Source organism: Mesorhizobium amorphae CCNWGS0123 (assembly GCF_001686985.1).
GTDB classification, from domain to species: Bacteria; Pseudomonadota; Alphaproteobacteria; order Rhizobiales; family Rhizobiaceae; genus Mesorhizobium; species Mesorhizobium amorphae.
Genome location: NZ_CP015318.1, coordinates 2563794 through 2583109, shown reverse-complemented (window position 1 = coordinate 2583109; position 19316 = coordinate 2563794). Strand labels below are relative to the sequence as shown.

The following is a 19316-nucleotide window of genomic DNA, read 5'->3' as shown; positions in this document are numbered from 1 at the left end:
AGCCGCTCTTAAGCGGGTCAGTTCGTCGCGGGGGCGGCTTGCTTCCTCTTGCCCTTCCGCTTGTCCGTCGCGGCTTTCGGCGCGCCCTCGTCATAGCCGGCAAAGGCCTGGTAGTCCTGCGCGGTCGGTTCTGGCACCACGACGTTCTGGTCGGTGAAGACAAACTGCGTGGCGGCCGAGGGGTCGGTGACCTGGATCTGGTAAGGATGGATCTGCGAATAGAGCACCTCGGTGCCATGCATCACCGCGACGCGGATCGGCATGGTGATCGTGCCCGGCGCGAACATCGGTCCCGGAACGACCTTGCCGGCGACGGCGATCTTCATCGACAACTGGCCGTTGGCGTTGCTGCAGTCGCGGGTCACGTCGGTGATCGAGGCCTGGTAGATGACCTTGGCGGGATCGCGATCGGGATCGACGATGGTGCCGTCGGGCGCCGGCTGGGCGGCAGCCGCGGCATCTTGCGCGGCGTCGGTCTTCTTCCTGGGCTTGGCCGAGCCCTTGGCATAGGTGCTGAAGTAAGCCGTGCCGTCGCGCAACGTCACCTTCGGGCAGTAGGCGCGCAACTGGCTGGCGAGCACTTTGGGATCCTGCGGCGGCGGTGGCGCCTGGGTGTCTTTCTTGCCGAAGCCGAGGTTGAGAACGCCATTGTCGCTCGATTGGCAACCGGCGGCGGCAAGCATAAAGCCGGTGAGCGCCAGACCCGCGACAAAGCGGTTGTTGAACGAATAAAACGCCATGAAACTGCACTTCCCTCTCGCAAAGCTGGTGACGTATATCAACCGCGCGGCAAAAATGCGACTGATCCGGTTCGGAAAATTAACCACCTTGCGGTGAATGAAACGCCCGGCAAGAACGGAATGTGACGATGCAATATGTGAGTACCCGCGGGGATGCGCCCGTGCTTGGATTTTCCGACGCGGTGCTGGCCGGGCTGGCGCGCGACGGCGGGCTCTATGTGCCGCGCGAATGGCCGCAGTTTTCGGCATCCGATATCCGCGCCATGCGCGGCCTTGCCTATCCCGACCTCGCCATCCGCGTGCTGACGCCGTTCCTCGGCGGTGAAATCGCGGCGCCAGTATTCGAGAAGCTGGTGCGCGAAGCCTATGCGACCTTCCGTCACGAGGCCGTCTGCCCGCTGGTGCAGACCGGCGCCAATGCCTTCGTGCTGGAACTCTTCCACGGCCCGACGCTGGCCTTCAAGGACGTGGCGATGCAGCTGCTGGCCCGGCTGATGGACCATGTCCTGGCCGAGCGCGACCAGCGTGCAACGATCGTCGGCGCAACCTCCGGCGACACCGGCGGTGCGGCAATAGACGCTTTTGCCGGGCGCAACCGCACCGACATCTTCATTCTCTTCCCGCACGGCAAGGTCTCGCCGGTGCAGCAGCGGCAGATGACGACGTCGACCGCCGCCAATGTCCATGCGCTGGCCCTTGAAGGCAATTTCGACGACTGCCAGGGCCTGGTGAAGGACATGTTCAACGACCACGGTTTTCGCGACCGGGTTTCGCTGTCGGGCGTCAATTCGATCAACTGGGCCCGCATCATGGCCCAGATCGTCTATTATTTCTCCTCCGCGCTGTCACTCGGCGCACCGGACAGGCCTATCTCCTTCACCGTGCCGACCGGCAATTTCGGCGACATTTTCGCCGGCTATGCCGCCAAGAGGATGGGCCTGCCGATCGAGCGGCTGATCATCGCCACCAATGACAACGACATATTGGCGCGCACGCTTGCGAGCGGCGAGTACCGCACCAAGGGCGTCTTCGCCACCACCTCGCCGTCGATGGACATCCAGGTGTCGTCGAATTTCGAGCGCCTGCTGTTTGAGGCGGCAGGCCGCGACGCCGCGACAGTGCGTCGCTACATGAACGGGCTCAAGCAGTCCGGCGCCTTCACCATCGAGACAGGCCAAATCGCCAGCATCAGGGCCGAATTCGATGCCGGCCGAGCCGGCGTCGACGAGGTCGCCGCCACCATCCGCTCGACGCTCGAAGCCAGCAATTATCTGCTCGACCCGCACACGGCCGCGGCCATGCATGTCGCGGTCGGCAAGGCCGTCGGTGCCATCCCGATGGTGGTGCTGGGCACCGCGCATCCGGCCAAGTTTCCTGCCGCCGTCGAAGCGGCCTGCGGCGTGTCGCCGGCCCTGCCCGCATGGCTTGGCTCCTTGATGTCAGCCGACGAAAAATACACGGTACTTCCATCCGACCTGAAAATGGTGGAAGATTATGTTACACGCCACACGCGGGCGGCGCGTTAGGGAGTACTAGCCATATGGGTGTTGAGGTAAGCCGTCTGTCGAACGGCCTGACAGTCGCAACCGAAACCCTTCCAAGTCTCGAATCCGTTGCCCTTGGTACCTGGGTCAAGTCAGGCGCCCGTAATGAGCGCGAAGAAGAGCACGGAATGGCCCATTTGCTCGAGCATATGGCCTTCAAGGGTACGAAACGCCGTACCGCCTTCGAGATCGCTTCGGAAATCGAAAATGTCGGCGGCGAGATCAATGCCGCCACCAGCGTCGAGACGACCTCCTATTACGCCAGGGTGCTCTCCGACGATGTGCCCCTGGCGGTCGACATCCTTGCCGACATCCTGCAGGAGTCCGAATTCGACCCGGAGGAGCTGGAGCGCGAGCAGCATGTGATCCTGCAGGAGATCGGCGCCGCGCACGACACGCCCGACGACATCGTCTTCGACCGTTTCACCGAAACCGCCTTCCGCCATCAGACGATCGGCCGCTCCATCCTCGGCACGCCGGAGACCGTCAAGTCCTTCACCTCCAAGCAGCTGCATAATTTCATCGAGCGCCAATACGGCGCCGAGCGCATGGTGGTCGTGGCCGCCGGCGACATCAAGCACGACAATTTCGTGCGCGAAGTCGAGAAGCATCTGGGCGGCTTCCGCGCCAAGGCCGAGAGCAACATTCCACAATATGCGCAGTATGTCGGCGGCGATTTCCGTGAGGACCGCGACCTGATGGATGCGCAGATCGTGCTCGGCTTCGAGGGCCGCGCCTACCATGTGCGCGACTTCTACGCCTCGCAGGTGCTGTCGATGATCCTCGGCGGCGGCATGTCGTCCCGGCTGTTCCAGGAAGTCCGCGAAAAGCGCGGCCTGTGCTATTCGGTCTATGCTTTCCACTGGGGCTTTTCCGACACCGGCATCTTCGGCGTCCATGCCGCGACCGGGCAGAGCGACATCGCCAAGCTTGTGCCCGTCATCATCGACGAGTTGCAGAAGGCGGGCGAAAACATCCTGCAGGAAGAGCTCGACCGGGCCCGGGCGCAGTATCGCGCGGGGCTGATCATGTCGGCCGAAAGCCCGGCCAGCCGCGCCTCGCAGATCGCCAGGCAACTGCTCCTGTTCGGCCGGCCGATCGCCAAGGAAGAACTGATGGAGCGACTTTCGGCCTTGACCATCGAGCGGCTGACCGATCTGTCGGCGCGACTGTTTTCGACCAAGCCGACGCTCACCGCCGTCGGCCCCGTGGGTACGCTTGCGCCCTATGAGGCGATCCTCGACTCGCTTTCGGGCACGCAGACGACGGCCCGCAAGCTCGCCGTCTAGACCTCCCAAGCGCCATGTTCGCGCTCCCTTTCTTTCGCCGCGATCTGCCGGCACTGAAGGGTGACCGGATTACGCTGCGCGTGCCGCTGACCAACGACTACCGCGAATGGTCGGCGCTGCGCGGCGAAAGCCGCGGCTTCCTCGAGCCGTGGGAGCCGCGCTGGACGCCGGACGAGCTTGACCGCACGGCATGGCGGCTGCGCATCAGCCGCTACCGCGAGGACTATGCGCAAGGCACGGCTATTGCCTTCTTCATCTTCGAGAAGAGCAGCGGCAAGCTTGCCGGCGGCATCACGCTCGGCAACATCCGCCACGGCGTCGCGCAAAGCGGCCATATCGGCTACTGGATCGGCGAGCGCTATGGCGGCCGCGGCCTGATGACCGAAGCGGTCAAGCTGGTGTCGCAATTCGCTTTCGATACGCTGAGGTTGCACCGGATCGAGGCTGCCTGTATTCCCGACAACGCCCGGTCGATCCGCGTGCTTGAAAAAGCCGGATTCCGGCGCGAAGGACTTCTGCGATCCTATCTCCGGATCAATGGCATCTGGCAGGACCACTACCTCTACGCCCGGATCGCGGACGATCCGCCGGGCGCTGGAACGAAGGGCTGATTTTTGACGAATTTCCTGCGAATCGGCTCGTTGTTCGCGCTCCTCCTGGCGACGATCGTGACGCTCTGCGCGGCGTCTTCGGCCTTCGCCGTCGAGCCGATCAAGATCGCCCGCGACGACGTGGCGCTCGACCTGTCCGGCGCCGTCGAAATCTACCGGAACCAGGGCGAAAATTTCCAGGTCTCGACCGCGCCGGGACCCGACGGCATCGTCAGGCGTATCGAGGTCGAGGCCAATGACGCGCGCTCGACCGGCGACTGGGCGGTGTTCGCGCTGGCCAACACCACCGACCAGCAGCTCGACCGGCTGATCGTGGCACCGCATTTCCGGCTGGTGAATTCGGGCATCTTCTGGCCCGATCTCGGCTCGACCCGCATCGCCGCCATCACGCCCAGCGAAGGCTTCGCGCTCGACCGCCAGACCAGCCCCGACGCCGACGTGTTCCGGGTGACGCTGAACCCCGGCACGGTGATCACCTTCATCGCCGAGCTCGCCTCGCCGAAACTGCCGCAGGTCTATCTGTGGGATCCGGAATCCTACAAGGACTCGGTCAATTCCTACACGCTGTTTCGCGGCATCGTCATCGGCATCGCCGGCCTGCTGGCGCTGTTCCTGACCATCCTTTTCGTCGTCAAGGGAACCTCGATGTTCCCGGCGACCGCGGCGCTGGCCTGGGCGGTGCTTGCCTATATCTGCGTCGATTTCGGCTTCCTCAACAAGGTCATCGAGATATCGCCGGGCAATGAGCAGATGTGGCGGGCCGGAACGGAGGTGGCGCTTGCGGCGACCTTCGTGGTGTTCCTGTTCGCCTATCTCAACCTCAATCGATGGCATGGCCATTTCAGCTACGGCGCGCTGGTCTGGATCCTCGGGCTGGTGCTGATCGCGGGCGTCGCCATCATCGATCCGGCGGTCGCGGCCGGCATCGCCAGGCTGTCCTTCGCCGCCACCGCGGTGACCGGGCTCGGCCTGATCATCTTCCTCGGCATACGCGGCTACGACCGCGCCATCATGCTGGTGCCCAGTTGGGTGATGGTGCTGTTATGGCTATGCGGGTCGTGGATGGCAATCACCGGCATGCTCGACAACGACATCGCCCAGCCGGCACTCGGCGGCGGGCTTATCCTGATCATCCTGCTGATCGGCTTCACCGTCATGCAGCATGCCTTTGCCGGCGGCGCGCTGCATCAGGGCCTGTTCTCCGACCTCGAACGCCAGGCGCTGGCCGTCGCCGGATCAGGCGACATCGTCTGGGACTGGGACGTGCTGCGCGACCGCGTGGTGACAAAACCCGATGTCAGCGTGCAGCTTGGCCTGACGCCGAACAGCCTGGGGGGTGCGGCGCGTAATTGGCTGCCGGTGCTGCACGCCGACGACCGCGACACATTCCGCACCACGCTCGACGTGGTGCTGGAGCACCGGCGCGGCCGGGTCTCGCAGAATTTCCGCCTGCGCGGCGCCGACGGCCACTATCACTGGTTCTCGCTGCGCGCGCGGCCAGTGATCGGCTCGGACGGCGAAGTGATCCGCTGCGTCGGTACCATGGTCGACGTGACCGAGCAGAAGAAGTCCGAGGAAAGGCTGCTGCACGATGCCGTGCACGACAATCTGACCGGCCTGCCGAACCGCGAATTGTTCATGAACCGGCTGGAGGCGATCATCTCGATCGCCCGCACCGAGGAGAAGGTGCGCCCGACGGTCTTCGTCATCGACATCGACCGCTTCAAGCAGGTCAATGACGGTCTGGGCATTTCGGCCGGCGACACCATCCTTTTGACCATCGCGCGGCGCCTGCACCGGCTGCTGAAGCCAAAGGATTCGCTGTCGCGCTTTGCCGGCGACCAGTTCGCGCTGATGCTTCTGTCGGAACAGGACCCGGCCCGCATCGCGGCCGTTGCCGACGCCATCAAGCACGCGATCAACAACCCGATCACCTTCGCCAAGCGCGAGATCGTGCTCACCGCTTCGATCGGGCTGATCACCTGGACCACGGCGCAGACTTCGGCCGAGGACATGGTCAAGGACGCCGAGCTTGCCATGCACCAGGCCAAGCGCTTCGGCGGCGACAGGATCGAGCCGTTCCGGCCCGCCTTCCGCACCGTCGGCACCGACCGGCTGCAGTTCGAATCGGACCTGCGCCGCGCCATCGAGCGGCGCGAATTCACGCTCGCCTACCAGCCGATCGTGCGCCTGGAGGACGGCAGCGTCGCCGGCTTCGAGGCGTTGCTGCGCTGGGACCATCCGCGCCGCGGCATGATCCCGCCGGGGGATTTCATTCCGGTCGCCGAAAACTGCGGCCTGATCGTGCAGCTTGGCCTGTTCGCCATGCAGCAGGCGGCCGAGGACCTGGCGACCTGGCAAAAGCAGATCGGCGACGCGCCACTCTCGGTTTCGGTCAACCTCTCCAGCCGCCAGCTCATCCGCCGCGACCTGGTCAGTGACGTCCGCTCGGTCATCGCGCGCGCCAATCTGAAGCCGCGCTGCTTCCGGCTGGAACTTACCGAATCGCTGGTGATGGACAATCCCGAGCAGACATCGCATGTGCTGAACAAGCTGAAGCAGCTCGGCATCGGCCTGTCGCTGGACGATTTCGGCACCGGATATTCGTCGCTGTCCTATCTGACGCGCTTCCCGTTCGACACCATCAAGATCGACAAGAGCTTCGTCGACGATGCGACGCCGAAGCGCGCGGTGTTGCTGAAATCCATGGTCAACATGGCGCATGAGCTCGGCCTGTCGGTGGTGGCCGAAGGCATCTCCGACGAGAGCGATGCGCTGGAGCTGCGCCAGATGGGCTGCGAGTATGTGCAGAGCTTCATGTTCGGCGCGCCGATGCCGGGCGACCAGGTGCTGAAGACGCTGAAGGAACAGTATCCGCTGACTCAGGCGTGATGTTCAGGCGTGACCGGCGGCCAGGCTGAGATGCGCCAGATCGATGCCGATCGAGGCGAGGATGCGGTCGTATTTGCGCTCGATGTCGGCGTCGAACAGAAGCTCGGGGCTGGCCGGGCAGGTCAGCCATCCGTTCTCGGCGATCTCGCTTTCCAACTGGCCTGCACCCCAGCCCGAATAGCCAAGCGCCATAAGCGCGCGGCGAGGCCCGCGGCCCGACGAAATGGCGCGCAGTATATCGACGGTCGCCGTCAGGCAGATGTCGTCGGAGACGCTGAGCGACGATTCAACCCGGTAGTCGCCGGAATGCAGGACAAAGCCGCGGCTGCGATCCACCGGCCCGCCATTGCGCACGACGAAGTCGCGCGCCTGCGCCGGCAGGCGTATCGCCTCCTGCTCGTTCATGATGCCGAGCTGCACCAGAAGGTCCGGAAACAGCATCTGCTGCGTCTGGTTGATGATGAGGCCCATCGCGCCCTCGTCGCTGTGGGCGCAAACGTAGATGACGGAGCGCGTGAAACGGTCGTCCTTCATGCCGGGCATGGCAATCAGGAACTGGTCGTCGAGAAAGCCGCGTCCAGCAGCCGTCTTCTTGTGGCGCAACAAGTCCATGACGTGAGGGTAACGCGTTTCCGGGGCGCCGAAAAGATGCGCCTAGCGCGATTTGAGGTCGGCCGCCCGTGCCCGGAGCAGATGGACTCGCGGATCGCGCATCGTCGGGTTGAAAGTCCAGCGCCAACAACCCTAGCTGCGATGTCACGCAAATATGATACCGAATGGGTCATGAGGTCATTGCGCTGCCACGAACGGACGATCAAATCACGGCCATGCAAAGCTTGAGAATCCTGCTCGCCAGCACTGCTGTCGTCTTGGGAACGGGCCTTCCGGCCTTGGCCTCCTCCTCGGTCTGGTACAACAGCGAGGGCGGCAAGGTACGGCTTGTGACCAGCGGCAAGCCCGACGAAGCCGGACGCATCCAGGGCGTGCTCGACATTGCGCTCAAGCCCGGCTGGAAAACCTATTGGCGCGACCCTGGCGATGCCGGCGTGCCACCGCAGATCGATATCTCGGCCAGCACCAACATCTCCGACGCGCGGTTTTCATTTCCGCCGCCGCAGCGTCACGACGACGGCTACGGCAAGTGGGCCGGCTACGACCATCCGGTTTCGTTGCCGATTACCTTCACGCTGTCGGCGCCGGATCAGCCGGCTGTCATCGACGCCAACATCTTCCTCGGCATTTGCGAGACGATCTGCATTCCGGTGCAGACAAGGCTGAGCGTCGATCCCGGGGCCGATCCGGACAATGCCAAGGACGCTGCACAGGTGAAGGCAGCGCTTGCCACCCTGCCGGCTGCTCCACGGCCCGATTTCGGCATCAACGTGCTGCCCGGCGACCACGAGACACTGATCGTCGAGGCGAGCTTTCCAGGCGACCCGGAAGCCGCCGACTTCTTCGTCGCCGGTGAAAGGGACTACATGTTCGGTGCCCCGGTTCGCAGCGAGAAAGACGGCAAGCTGTTGTTCACGGTGCCGATCCTAGACCGGCCGTCGACGACACCGACCGATGGCGGGCTCTACTACACGCTGACAAGCGCCGAAGGCGCGGTCGAAGGCATGCTGCCTTTCCCGTGATGGCAGAGCCGCGGATGCACAGACGGCAACATCCATTGCGCCAGGCGCCATGGCCGTTGCGGGCGACGCCCGACTTCGCTATCGCAAGGACAGGTCCCTTCCCCACACATTGAACGAGGCATCCATGACCATCTCCGTTGGCGACAAGCTGCCCGACGCGACTTTCAAGACGATGACCGCCGACGGCGCCAAGCCGATCACGACGGCGGAGATATTCGCCGGAAAGAAGGTCGTGCTGTTCGCCGTTCCCGGCGCCTTCACGCCGACCTGCAGCAACAACCACCTGCCCGGCTACCTCGAGAACCATGACGCCATCCTGGCGCGCGGCGTCGACAGCATTGCCGTCGTCTCCGTCAACGATGTGCATGTCATGGGCGCCTGGGCACGCTTCAGCGGCGGTGAAGGCAAAATCCTCTATCTCGCCGACGGCAGCGGCGATTTCGCCAAGGCGATCGGCCTCGACAACGACCTTTCCGCAAGCGGCATGGGGCTGCGCTCGAAGCGCTTTTCGATGATCGTCGACGACGGCAAGGTCACTGCGCTCAATGTCGAGACCAAGCCCGGCGTCGACGAGTCGGGTGCGGCGCATATCCTGGGACAGCTCTGAACCTCTAGCGCAGTCATGAAGGTCGTCGGGTTCGCCTTGGCGTGACGGTCGCGCGCGTGTAGGTGCTTCTGGATTTTCACCTTTGGGGGACCTCAGCGATGTTCGATATTGTCTGGCGCAGCTTGGCGATCGGCATTGGCGCGACGGTGCTGATGGATATCTGGGCCTTCTTCCTTCATGTAGCCTTTGCCCAGCCGCGGCCGAACTGGGGGCCGGTCGGCCGCTGGGTCTGGCACTTGAGGAACAAGGTATTTCACGACGATATCGCGGACGCATCGCCCTACGCACAGGAAGTGGCGCTGGGCTGGGCTTTCCACTATGCCGTCGGCATCGCCTACGGCATCATCCTCGTCCTGCTGGCGGGAACGGCTTGGCTTGCCGCGCCGACCTTCCTGCCGGCCTTCATCCTCGGCATGGTGACCGTCGGCGCCGGCTGGTTCCTGCTCGCGCCTGGCATGGGTGCCGGCTGGGCGGCCTCAAAGCGCCCCAACCCGATGCAGGTCCGGGCGCTCAATCTGGTGTCGCACACAGTGTTCGCGCTTGGCCTCTACGGCACGGCGCTGCTGATCCGTTAGATTCAGCTGAATTGGTCGTCAACGCGTTGCGCCGGGCCATCGATCGGCCGCCAGCCGTGAACAACGCGGCGTGCTCCGATATCGTAAGCGAAGTAGTTTCCGCCGCCCGCCGGCTGATCCGCTTCGCGGCTGATTTCCCGACCGCTGAGAGAAAGCAGCAGCAGCGTTCCCACGCCGCCATGGCCGACGAAGGCAATATCGTCGGCGCCGTTGGCGCCAAGCACGCCTTCGACCTCGCTCACAATACGATGCTGGGCATCGATTGCCCGCTCCCATCCGCGAATACTGCTGTCTGGATTGGCGAAGAACTGGTCCGCAACGGCTTCGAACTCCGGCGGCGGCAGGAACCCCGTTGCCGACCGGTCGTTCTCATGCATCCGGTCCCTCACCTCGACCGCAAGGCGCAGATGCCTTGCCAGGATCTCGGCGGTTTCTATCGCCTTGCGTTCGCCTGACGACACGACGCGCCGGATCGACCCGACCCATGGCTGGTCGAGCATTGCAGAGGCTCTTGCTCGCCCGATGTCGGATAGCCCCCACTGCGGCACGGAATGCCGGCATCGATCTGAACCTGGGGATGCGTGATGTAGTATGCGACCGGCACGATGGAGGTCTCCTGCCAGAGAGCGGGCCGCTTGCGGAATTCAATAGCTCTGGGTCGACCGCCGCGCTTTTGCGGCCACTGGCGACTTTGCCTGTGCAGTTGGCTTGGGTGCTGCGGCTGGCTTGATCGGGCCCTTCTTGAACGGCGCCATGCCTTCGCGCGCCAGTTCGTCGGCGCGCTCGTTCTCGGCATGGCCGGCATGGCCCTTGACCCAGTTCCAGGTCACATGATGGCGCCTGTTGGCCTCGTCCAGCGCCTGCCAGAGCTCGCCGTTCTTGACCGGCTTCTTGTCGGCGGTCTTCCAGCCATTCTTCTTCCAGCCATGGATCCACTTGGAAATGCCGTCCATGACGTATTTGCTGTCGGTGTGCAGGTCGACCGCGCACGGCTCCTTCAGCGCATTGAGCGCCGAGATGGCAGCGAGCAGTTCCATGCGGTTGTTGGTCGTCTCGGCCTCGCCGCCCGACAGTTCCTTGGTCTTGCCGTTGAAGCGCAGGATAGCGCCCCAGCCGCCGGGTCCGGGATTGCCCGAACAGGCGCCGTCGGTGAAGATTTCAACTCGCTTGGTCATGTCAGTCATGTCAGCCCGTATTCGGAAGGGGACCGGATCGCCCGGTGGAAACGCATGCGGCGAATGTATTCGGTCGGGTCGCGCTTCATGACCAGCCCACCGTTGGGGATGGTCAGCCAGTCATAGAGGCGGGTCAGCATGAAGCGCAGCGCCGATCCCCGCGCCAGGATCGGCAGCGCGGCTTTCTCCTCGCTGCTTAGGGGCCGAACGCTTTGGTAACCGGCCAGTAGCGCGGTGCCCTTGGTCAGGTTGAACGAAAAATCCTTCTCGAAGCACCAGGCATTGAGGCACGTGGCGACGTCATAGGCATAGAGGTCGTCGCAGGCGAAATAGAAGTCGATCAGCCCGGACAGCTTCTCGCCGAGGAAGAAGACATTGTCGGGAAAAAGGTCGGCATGGATGATGCCCTGCGGCAGGTCCTTCGGCCAGCTGCGTTCGAAATCGGCGAAATCGGCATCGACTTCGGCCGCCAGCCCCGGCTCGACCTCGTCGGCGCGGGCATGGGAGGCGTTCCACAGCTTGCGCCAGCCATCGATGGCAAGCGCATTCCGGCGAGTCATGGAAAAGTCCTGGCCGGCAAGATGCAGTTCGGCCAGCGCCTTGCCAACTTCGCCGCAATGCGCCGCCGTCGGCCGCCGCAGCGACAGGCCCTCGAGGAAGGTGATGATGACCGCCGGCCGGCCGGCCAACGCACCGATGACGCTGCCGTCATGCGCGGTCACCGGAAGCGGGCAGGAAATGCCCTTCCTGGCGAGATGGCCCATCAAGCCCAGAAAGAACGGCAGGTCGGCCTTGTCGACGCGCTTCTCGTAAAGCGTCAGGATGTAGGAGCCGCTCGTCGTGTGCAGCAAAAAATTCGAATTCTCGGTGCCTTCGGCAATGCCCTTGTAGGACAGGAGTTCGCCGACCGGATAGGCCTGCAGGAACGTGCCGAGCTCGCCCTCGCTGACATCGGTGTAGACCGCCATGGGCTGTTCACGCGGCTCCGTTGACGAAAGCCATGTCGGCCTTCGTCAGTTCGACATCGCGCAACACCCGCATGACCGGAAAGTCCTCCGTTTCCGTTGCCGTGATCGCCAGATCGATGGTCACATCGAAGCGCTGGCGGAAGGCATCGATGATTTCGTCGACGATGATTTCCGGCGCCGACGCACCGGCCGACAGGCCGAGCGTCGAGATGCCAGCGATGTCATTCCACGGAATTTCAGAAGCGCGCTGCACGAGAAGCGACATCGTGGCGCCGGCGCGTTCCGCGACTTCGACAAGACGGCGCGAATTGGAGGAGTTGGGCGCGCCGACGATCAGATAGAGATCGGCACCCGCCGCGGTCTCCTTGACCGCCTCCTGGCGGTTGGTCGTGGCATAGCAGATCGATTCCGCTGCCGGCGCATGCAGGGCGGGAAAGCGATCCTGCAATGCCCGGATGATGCCGGCGGTGTCCTCGACCGACAGCGTCGTCTGGGTGACGAAGCCGAGTGCCTCGGGATCGGCAGGCGCAAGCTTTGCGGCGTCCGCCTCGGTCTCGATCAGCGTGACGGCGCCGTCCGGCAGCTGGCCCATGGTGCCGATTACTTCAGGGTGCCCGGCATGGCCGATCAAAAGCACATGGCGGCCAAGCCGCTGGTGGCGCATTGCCTGCTTGTGGACCTTGGAGACCAGCGGACAGGTGGCGTCGAGATAGAACAGGTTGCGGGCCTGCGCATCGGCCGGCACCGATTTCGGCACGCCATGCGCCGAAAACACGACCGGGCTCTGGCGATGCTCGGCCGGGATCTCCGACAGTTCCTCGATGAAGACGGCACCCAGGCTCTGCAGGCCCTCGACGACGTAGCGGTTGTGGACGATCTCGTGGCGGACATAGACAGGCGCGCCGTATTTCTTCAGCGCCAGCACGACGATCTGGATGGCGCGGTCGACGCCGGCGCAAAAGCCGCGCGGCTGGCAGAGCCTGATCGTCAGTGGGGGCTTGGTCGTGGTGTGAAGCATGAATCCGGGCCGGTTGTTCAGAGCCGAAATGAGGTGTGCACCCCTGCCCTGTCAAGGGCGGCGGCAACGATCATTCCGCTTTCGCCGGACGGCGAAGCCTGAAGATGAGGACGCCGGCAAGGGCAGCGGCAAGGCCATACCAGGTGAAAGCATATTGCAGATGGCTGTTTGGCAGGTCGATGATGGTGACGCCGCCGACCGGCAGGCCGCCGGGGTTTGGCGTCTTGTCGGCATCGATGAAGAACGGCACCAGCCGGGCTGCGGCCGGCAGGCCGGCGCTCGACGCCATCGCATCGCGATCCTTCCAGTAGAAGATGTTCTTCTGGATATCGTTGTCGGGAAGCATCATCGACGGCTTCACCAGCAGCGGATTGCGGGCGAGCCCGGTCACCGTCACCTTGCCCGTCACTTGCCCCTGCGGCCGCTTGGCGGCGTCCTTCAGGTCATAAGGGATGAAGCCCCGGTTGATCAGCACGAAACGGCCGTCATCCAGTTGCAGCGGCGTGATGACGTCGAAACCGGCAGCACCGTCCCAGGTCGAATAGAAGTGCCGCTCGCCCTGGTGCAGGAAAGTGCCTGACACCGTCACCGGCGTGTAGTCGACATCGCCAGACGAAGCGAACTGGCTTTCGACCTCGGCCAGCGGCCGCGGCGGCGAATGCGTACGCTGGTCTATCGTCTGGAGAAGGCCTTCCTTCCAGTGCAGGCGTTGGAGCTGCCAGGTCCCTAGCGCCAGAAGGATGACGAACACGACAAGGCCGAGGCCGAGCAGCAATGCCGTCTTCGGCCGCGAACGGCCGGAACTCCTGGCCGATGCCTCGCTCATTCGCTGCGGTCCAGCCGGCCCTCGGCCGCCTTGTTGGCGTATTGCAGCGTCAACAGCACGCCCTTGATCAGCCTGAGCGCCGTCAGGCACAGCACCAGCGCCAACGGTATCCAGATCAGCAGATGCAGCCACAGCGGCGGGCTCAGCGTCACTTCCACCCACAGCGCCAGCCCGACGACGATGAAGCCGATGATCAGGATGACGAACACCGCCGGTCCATCGCCGGCATCGGCGTAGGAATAATCCAGGCCGCAATTCGTGCAGCGCTTGCCGACGGTCAGGAACCCGGAAAACAGCCGGCCCTCTCCGCAGCGCGGACAGCGGCCGTGCAGGCCGGCCGAGATCGGCTCGATGGGTGGCCAGATCGCCTTGTCGTCGCTCATGCTCTACGGCTCGATCTCGATTGGCGTTCCATCGGCCACCATGGTTCAGATTTCATCCATATCGGAGTCCGTAACGGCAATGCAGCCGTCGGTCCAGTCGACCAATTGAAGCAGCCAGCCCCACCAGCCATAGCCGTTGGGCTGGCCATGGATCATGATCATGCTGCCGGGATCGACGCCGGCCGCCTTCGCAGCCGCTATCTCCACGGCATTCGGATAGGAGATGTGGATCGACTTGTGGGCGATGCTGTTGGGGTTGCGCCAATCCAGCACATAGCGCCCTTCGGGCGTGCGCTGGTCACCTTCCCTGTGCTTGTGCCCGACAGGGTCGCCACCCAGCGCGATGCCGTAGGTGCGCAATATCTTGCCATCGCCGATCAGTTCCAGCCGCCGCTCCGACTTGTCGACGCGCACAAGGTCGACCGTGTCCCCGGCAAGGGCTGGGGCCGCAGCGAGTGTTGATGCACAGATAGCAAACGGGATGGTCAGCCGCATCGGCATTCGATCGACGATCATTGCGCCGAAATGAAGAAGGCGGCCACGTCGCCGCAGCCGCCTTCGCAAATCGTGAACCTTGTCTGCTTGAAGCAATTCCGGACGGAAGGCTACGGCGAAGGCGCCGAGCCTAACCGCTACGCACTTTTCCTGGAATTGCCCTGGTCAGTGGCCTTCGATCAGCGCGCCGTTCGAGGCCCAGACATAGATCGAGGCGAACAGGAACAGCCAGACCACGTCGACGAAGTGCCAGTACCAGGCCGCCGCCTCGAAGCCGAAATGCTGCTTCGGGGTGAAGTCGCCCTTCATGGCGCGCACCAGGCAGACAGCCAGGAAGATGGTGCCGATGATGACGTGGAAACCATGGAAGCCGGTCGCCATGAAGAAGGTGGCGCCATAGATGGAGTCCTTGAAGCCGAACGGCGCGTGGATGTACTCGTAGGCCTGCACCATGGTGAACAGCATGCCGAGGCCGACGGTCAGCACAAGGCCGTTGATCAGGCCCTTGCGGTCGCCGTGAAGCAGCGAATGGTGCGCCCAGGTGACGGTCGTGCCCGACAGCAGGAGGATGATGGTGTTGTAGAGCGGCAGGTGGAAGGGATCGAGGACTTCGAGGCCCTTTGGTGGCCAGACGCCGCCGGTGAAGGTGGTGCGGGCGTAATTCTGGACCTCGCCGGGAAACAGGCTGGCGTCGAAGAAAGCCCAGAACCAGGCGACGAAGAACATCACTTCCGAAGCGATGAACATGATCATGCCGTAGCGCAAATGCAGCGACACGACGCGGGTGTGATGGCCCTCATGCGCTTCCTTGATGGTGTCCGACCACCAGGCAAACATCGTGTAGATAACGATCAGGAGGCCGATGAAAAACAGCCACGGATTGGCGATGTTGTAGCCGAAGATCGGGAAATCGCCGGCCTTGAGATACTGCATATAAGCGACGCCGCCGATAGCGGTCACCAGCGCGCCGATGGAGCCCAGGAAGGGCCACGGGCTCGGGTCGACGAGATGGTAGTCATGCTGTGGTTTTGCGTGCGCGTCGGCCATATCAACCCCCGAGATTTGCTTCGGTATCTGAAACTTTGTTGCTGCTTGCCGCCGGCGCTGAGGACGCGACCGGCTTGTTCTTTTCGACCGGGAACATGGTGTAGGACAGAGTGATGGTCTTCAAGTCCTTCAGTTCCGGCACGTTGACGATGTCGGGATCAACGTAGAACACGACCGGCATGTCCAGCGTCTCGCCGGGCTTCAGCGTCGTGTCGGTGAAGCAGAAGCACTCCACCTTGTTGAAGTAGGGGCCAGCCAGTTCCGGCTGCACGTTGAAGGTCGCGCGGCCGGTAACGGGGCGGTCGAACTTGTTGGTCGCGGTGTAGTGCGCCTGGACCGTCTCGCCGATCTTGATGGTGATCGAACGGGTGACCGGCTGGAATTGCCAGGGAACGCCGGCGGTGTTGGCGTCGAAGCGGATGGCGACATCGCGGTCGAGCACGCGGTTCGCATATTGTTGCGTGGCGCGTTTGGTCGTGCCGCCATAACCGGTCGCCTGGCAGAACATCGCATAGAGCGGCACGGCGGCGTAGGCCATGCTGATCATGCCGGCGAAGAAGGCAATGCAGACGCCCGCGACAACGCGGTTGGTGTTCTTCTTTGCGGGATCGGTGACTGTCTGGCGGGTCATCTTCGGCCTCACATCGCCGCGCCGCCGGTATGACCGAATTTCACGATGGTGGCGACGTAGAAGATGACGACAAGCACCGCCAGCGCCAGGCCAATGGCGGCGGAGCGGTTGCGCTGGGCTTTCTTCTGGCGTTCCGTCAACGTGATGAGTTCGAGTTTCTTGTCGACCATGATCATGCTCCGCCGATGGCAAGCGCGCGGCTGACGACGCTGTCGGCAAGGTAAATGGCGAAGATGGCGAAGAGATAGAGCAGCGAGTAGCCGAACAAAGCCTTGGCCGGCTTCATCTCGCGGTCGCTGTCGCTCATGCGCAGCACCTTCCACGCATACCAGACGAAGCCTGCGCCGAGCAGCAGCGCGGCGATACCGTAGGCCGGCGTCGTGAAGCCTAGGACCCATGGCAGCACGCCGATGGGCGCAAGGATCAGCGCGTAGGCGAAGATCTGGCGCCGGGTCGAAGCCTGGCCGGCGACGTTCGGCATCATCGGGATGCCGGCCCGGGCATAGTCCTCGGACTTGAACAGCGCCAGCGCCCAGAAATGCGGCGGCGTCCACAGGAAGATGATCAGGAACAGGACAAGGCTTTCGAGGCTGATCGTTCCGGTCACCGCGGCCCAGCCGATGACGGGCGGAATGGCGCCGGCGGCGCCGCCGATGACGATGTTCTGCGGCGTCCAGCGCTTCAGCCACATCGTGTAGATGACGGCGTAGAAGAAGATGGTGAAGGCCAGCAGGCTCGCCGACAGCCAGTTGACCAGGACGCCGAGCGTCATCACCGACAGCACGGAAAGCACCAGGCCGAAGGTCAGCGCCTCGCCGGGCTGGATGCGGCCGGCAGGGACGGGGCGGCTTGCGGTCCTGGTCATGACTGCATCGATGTCGGCGTCGTACCACATGTTGAGCGCGCCCGAGGCGCCAGCACCGATGGCGATCGACAGGATCGCGATCACCGCCAGCAGCGGGTTGATGGTCACGGGCGCCGCGACCAGCCCGACAAAGGCCGTGAACACCACCAGCGCCATGACGCGCGGCTTCAGCAGGGCGAAGAAATCGCCCGCGGTGGCTTCCGACATGCGAAAGCCCGCTTCGTCAATCAATGGTTTGTCGACAAGGGCCATGCGTACTTAAGTCCATCATTCCGTTGGCCAAAACCGCCGGCGTGCCGGCGGTTTCGTATTCGCGAGCAGCCGCCTACTTGATCTTCGGCAGCTGTTCCCACTGATGGAACGGCGGCGGCGAAGGCAGCTGCCATTCCAGCGTCGTTGCACCCTCTCCCCATGGGTTGGCGCCGGCGATCCGCTTCTTCTGGAAGGCTTCGAACACGCCATAGAGGAAGATCATGACGCCGACGGCCGAGATATAGGACCCCATGGACGACACCCAGTTCCAGCCGGCAAACGCGTCCGGATAGTCGATGGTGCGGCGCGGCATGCCGGCGAGGCCGAGGAAGTGCTGCGGGAAGAAGATCAGGTTGACGCCGACGAAGGTCACCCAGAAATGGGTGTTGGCGATGACGGGCGAGTACATGTAGCCGGTCATCTTCGGGAACCAGTAGTACCAGCCGGCGAAGATGGCGAAGACCGCGCCAAGCGACAGCACGTAGTGGAAGTGGGCGATGACGAAATAGGTGTCATGCAGCGAGCGGTCGAGGCCGGCATTGGCCAGCTGCACGCCGGTGACGCCGCCGATGGTGAACAGGAAGATGAAGCCCAGCGCCCACAGCATCGGCGTCTTGAACGAAATCGAGCCGCCCCACATCGTCGCGATCCAGGAAAAGATCTTCACGCCCGTCGGCACCGCGATGACCATCGTGGCGAAGACGAAGTAACGCTGCGTGTCGAGCGACAGCCCGGTCGTGTACATGTGGTGCGCCCAAACGATGAAGCCCACCGCGCCGATCGCGACCATGGCATAGGCCATGCCGAGATAGCCGAAGACGGGCTTCTTCGAAAAGGTCGAGACGATGTGGCTGATGATGCCGAAGCCCGGCAGGATCAGGATGTAGACTTCCGGGTGACCGAAGAACCAGAACAGGTGCTGGAACAGGATCGGGTCGCCGCCGCCGTCCGGCGCAAAGAAGGTGGTGCCGAAATTGCGGTCGGTGAGCAGCATGGTGATGCCGCCGGCCAGAACCGGCAGCGACAAAAGCAGCAGGAAAGCGGTGATCAGCACCGACCAGGCAAACAGCGGCATCTTGTGCAGCGTCATGCCCGGTGCGCGCATGTTGAAGATGGTGGTGATGAAGTTGATGGCGCCGAGGATCGACGAGGCGCCGGCGATGTGGATCGACAGGATCGCCAGATCCATGGCCGGCCCGGGCTGACCCGAGGTCGACAGCGGCGGATAGAGCGTCCAGCCGCCACCGACGCCGTAGGCGCCCGGCGCGCTCGGCATGAAGGCCGAAGCGATCAGCAGGATGAAGGCTGGCGGCAGCAGCCAGAACGAGATGTTGTTCATGCGCGGGAAGGCCATGTCAGGCGCGCCAATCATGATCGGCACCATCCAGTTGGCAAAGCCGCCGATCAGCGCCGGCATGACCATGAAGAAGATCATGATCAGCGCGTGCGCGGTGCCGAAGGCGTTGTACATGCTCTTGCCGCCGTCGATCGCGGCATCGCCGTTCATGCCGTAGACCATCTGCGCCAGACCGGTGAAGATCTGGATGCCCGGCTCCTGCAGTTCCATGCGGATGACGACCGACAGAGCGCCGCCGACGATGCCCGCGAAGATCGCGAAGATCAGATAGAGCGTACCGATATCCTTGTGGTTGGTCGAATACACCCACCGGACCCAGCCGTGATACGGCTTGTGATCGTGATCGTCGTGAGCTGCAGCGTCTGCCATGTTCGGCTCCGTTCCCTGATCTTATTTCGGTCGCGGCA

20 protein-coding genes and 1 pseudogene are annotated in these 19316 nt (G+C 63.6%); 7 read left to right on the top strand and 14 right to left on the bottom strand.

Annotated features, from left to right (window positions below; genetic code table 11):
* Window positions 1-17: 17 nt before the first annotated feature.
* Entirely contained in the window at window positions 18-740 is a 723-nt protein-coding gene (locus A6B35_RS11960) for a hypothetical protein (RefSeq protein WP_006206323.1), read from the bottom strand.
* 128 nt (window positions 741-868) lie between these two features.
* On the opposite strand from A6B35_RS11960, the gene thrC reads away from it, so the two are divergent.
* The 4 genes from thrC to A6B35_RS11940 are packed head-to-tail and all read left to right on the top strand — an operon-like array spanning window position 869 to window position 7076.
* Window positions 869-2266 carry a threonine synthase gene (gene thrC, locus A6B35_RS11955; protein ID WP_006206324.1) on the top strand — a complete coding sequence of 466 codons (1398 nt, stop codon included), beginning with the start codon at window positions 869-871 and terminating at the stop codon, window positions 2264-2266.
* A gap of 14 nt (window positions 2267-2280) precedes the next feature.
* Window positions 2281-3573: a M16 family metallopeptidase gene (locus tag A6B35_RS11950; RefSeq protein ID WP_006206325.1), complete on the top strand. Its 1293-nt coding sequence runs from the start codon at window positions 2281-2283 to the stop codon at window positions 3571-3573.
* Between the two features lie 14 nt (window positions 3574-3587).
* Window positions 3588-4184, top strand: a complete 597-nt coding sequence (locus A6B35_RS11945; RefSeq protein ID WP_006206326.1) for a GNAT family N-acetyltransferase — start codon at window positions 3588-3590, stop codon at window positions 4182-4184.
* Window positions 4185-4187: 3 nt separating this feature from the next.
* The gene (locus A6B35_RS11940; RefSeq protein WP_006206328.1) at window positions 4188-7076 is read left to right on the top strand and encodes an EAL domain-containing protein; all 2889 of its coding nucleotides are present in this window, start codon (window positions 4188-4190) and stop codon (window positions 7074-7076) included.
* 3 nt (window positions 7077-7079) lie between these two features.
* On the opposite strand, the gene A6B35_RS11935 is transcribed toward A6B35_RS11940, so the two are convergent.
* On the bottom strand, window positions 7080-7688 hold the full coding sequence (locus A6B35_RS11935) for a YqgE/AlgH family protein (RefSeq protein WP_040584182.1): 609 nt from the start codon (window positions 7686-7688) through the stop codon (window positions 7080-7082).
* A 215-nt stretch (window positions 7689-7903) separates the two neighbouring features.
* Between A6B35_RS11935 and A6B35_RS11930 the strand changes: the two genes are divergently transcribed.
* From A6B35_RS11930 to A6B35_RS11920, 3 genes are all read left to right on the top strand, one after another.
* Window positions 7904-8710: a protein-disulfide reductase DsbD domain-containing protein gene (locus A6B35_RS11930; protein WP_040584193.1), complete on the top strand. Its 807-nt coding sequence runs from the start codon at window positions 7904-7906 to the stop codon at window positions 8708-8710.
* 124 nt (window positions 8711-8834) lie between these two features.
* Entirely contained in the window at window positions 8835-9317 is a 483-nt protein-coding gene (locus A6B35_RS11925) for a peroxiredoxin (RefSeq protein WP_006206331.1), read from the top strand.
* Window positions 9318-9415: 98 nt separating this feature from the next.
* Window positions 9416-9892, top strand: a complete 477-nt coding sequence (locus tag A6B35_RS11920) for a DUF2938 domain-containing protein (protein WP_006206332.1) — start codon at window positions 9416-9418, stop codon at window positions 9890-9892.
* Window positions 9893-9894: 2 nt separating this feature from the next.
* Here the strand turns inward: A6B35_RS11920 and A6B35_RS11915 are convergent.
* The 12 genes and pseudogenes from A6B35_RS11915 to ctaD form a co-directional block, all read right to left on the bottom strand.
* Window positions 9895-10496 (bottom strand): annotated as a pseudogene (locus A6B35_RS11915) (histidine phosphatase family protein).
* A gap of 40 nt (window positions 10497-10536) precedes the next feature.
* Window positions 10537-11067 carry a ribonuclease HI gene (gene rnhA / locus A6B35_RS11910; RefSeq protein ID WP_040584195.1) on the bottom strand — a complete coding sequence of 177 codons (531 nt, stop codon included), beginning with the start codon at window positions 11065-11067 and terminating at the stop codon, window positions 10537-10539.
* 5 nt (window positions 11068-11072) lie between these two features.
* Window positions 11073-12035 (bottom strand): homoserine kinase, encoded by a 963-nt coding sequence (locus A6B35_RS11905; protein ID WP_006206335.1) that lies wholly within the window; start codon window positions 12033-12035, stop codon window positions 11073-11075.
* 7 nt (window positions 12036-12042) lie between these two features.
* Window positions 12043-13053, bottom strand: coding sequence for a 4-hydroxy-3-methylbut-2-enyl diphosphate reductase (gene ispH / locus A6B35_RS11900; RefSeq protein WP_006206336.1), 1011 nt, complete (start codon window positions 13051-13053; stop codon window positions 12043-12045).
* A 70-nt stretch (window positions 13054-13123) separates the two neighbouring features.
* Window positions 13124-13879: an SURF1 family protein gene (locus A6B35_RS11895; RefSeq protein WP_006206337.1), complete on the bottom strand. Its 756-nt coding sequence runs from the start codon at window positions 13877-13879 to the stop codon at window positions 13124-13126.
* Window positions 13876-14262 (bottom strand): DUF983 domain-containing protein, encoded by a 387-nt coding sequence (locus A6B35_RS11890; protein WP_006206338.1) that lies wholly within the window; start codon window positions 14260-14262, stop codon window positions 13876-13878. Before A6B35_RS11890 ends, A6B35_RS11895 begins: the two co-directional genes overlap by 4 nt.
* Before the next feature lie 45 nt (window positions 14263-14307).
* A complete protein-coding gene (locus tag A6B35_RS11885) occupies window positions 14308-14778 on the bottom strand; it encodes a L,D-transpeptidase family protein (RefSeq protein WP_006206339.1) in 471 nt (156 codons plus the stop codon).
* A 144-nt stretch (window positions 14779-14922) separates the two neighbouring features.
* Window positions 14923-15804: a cytochrome c oxidase subunit 3 gene (locus A6B35_RS11880; protein ID WP_006206340.1), complete on the bottom strand. Its 882-nt coding sequence runs from the start codon at window positions 15802-15804 to the stop codon at window positions 14923-14925.
* A gap of 1 nt (window position 15805) precedes the next feature.
* Window positions 15806-16435, bottom strand: coding sequence for a cytochrome c oxidase assembly protein (locus A6B35_RS11875; protein ID WP_006206341.1), 630 nt, complete (start codon window positions 16433-16435; stop codon window positions 15806-15808).
* A gap of 8 nt (window positions 16436-16443) precedes the next feature.
* Entirely contained in the window at window positions 16444-16605 is a 162-nt protein-coding gene (locus A6B35_RS34370; RefSeq protein ID WP_081482316.1) for a hypothetical protein, read from the bottom strand.
* A gap of 2 nt (window positions 16606-16607) precedes the next feature.
* Window positions 16608-17552, bottom strand: a complete 945-nt coding sequence (locus A6B35_RS11870) for a heme o synthase (RefSeq protein ID WP_006206343.1) — start codon at window positions 17550-17552, stop codon at window positions 16608-16610.
* Window positions 17553-17625: 73 nt separating this feature from the next.
* Entirely contained in the window at window positions 17626-19278 is a 1653-nt protein-coding gene (gene ctaD, locus A6B35_RS11865; RefSeq protein WP_006206344.1) for a cytochrome c oxidase subunit I, read from the bottom strand.
* Window positions 19279-19316: the final 38 nt, after the last annotated feature.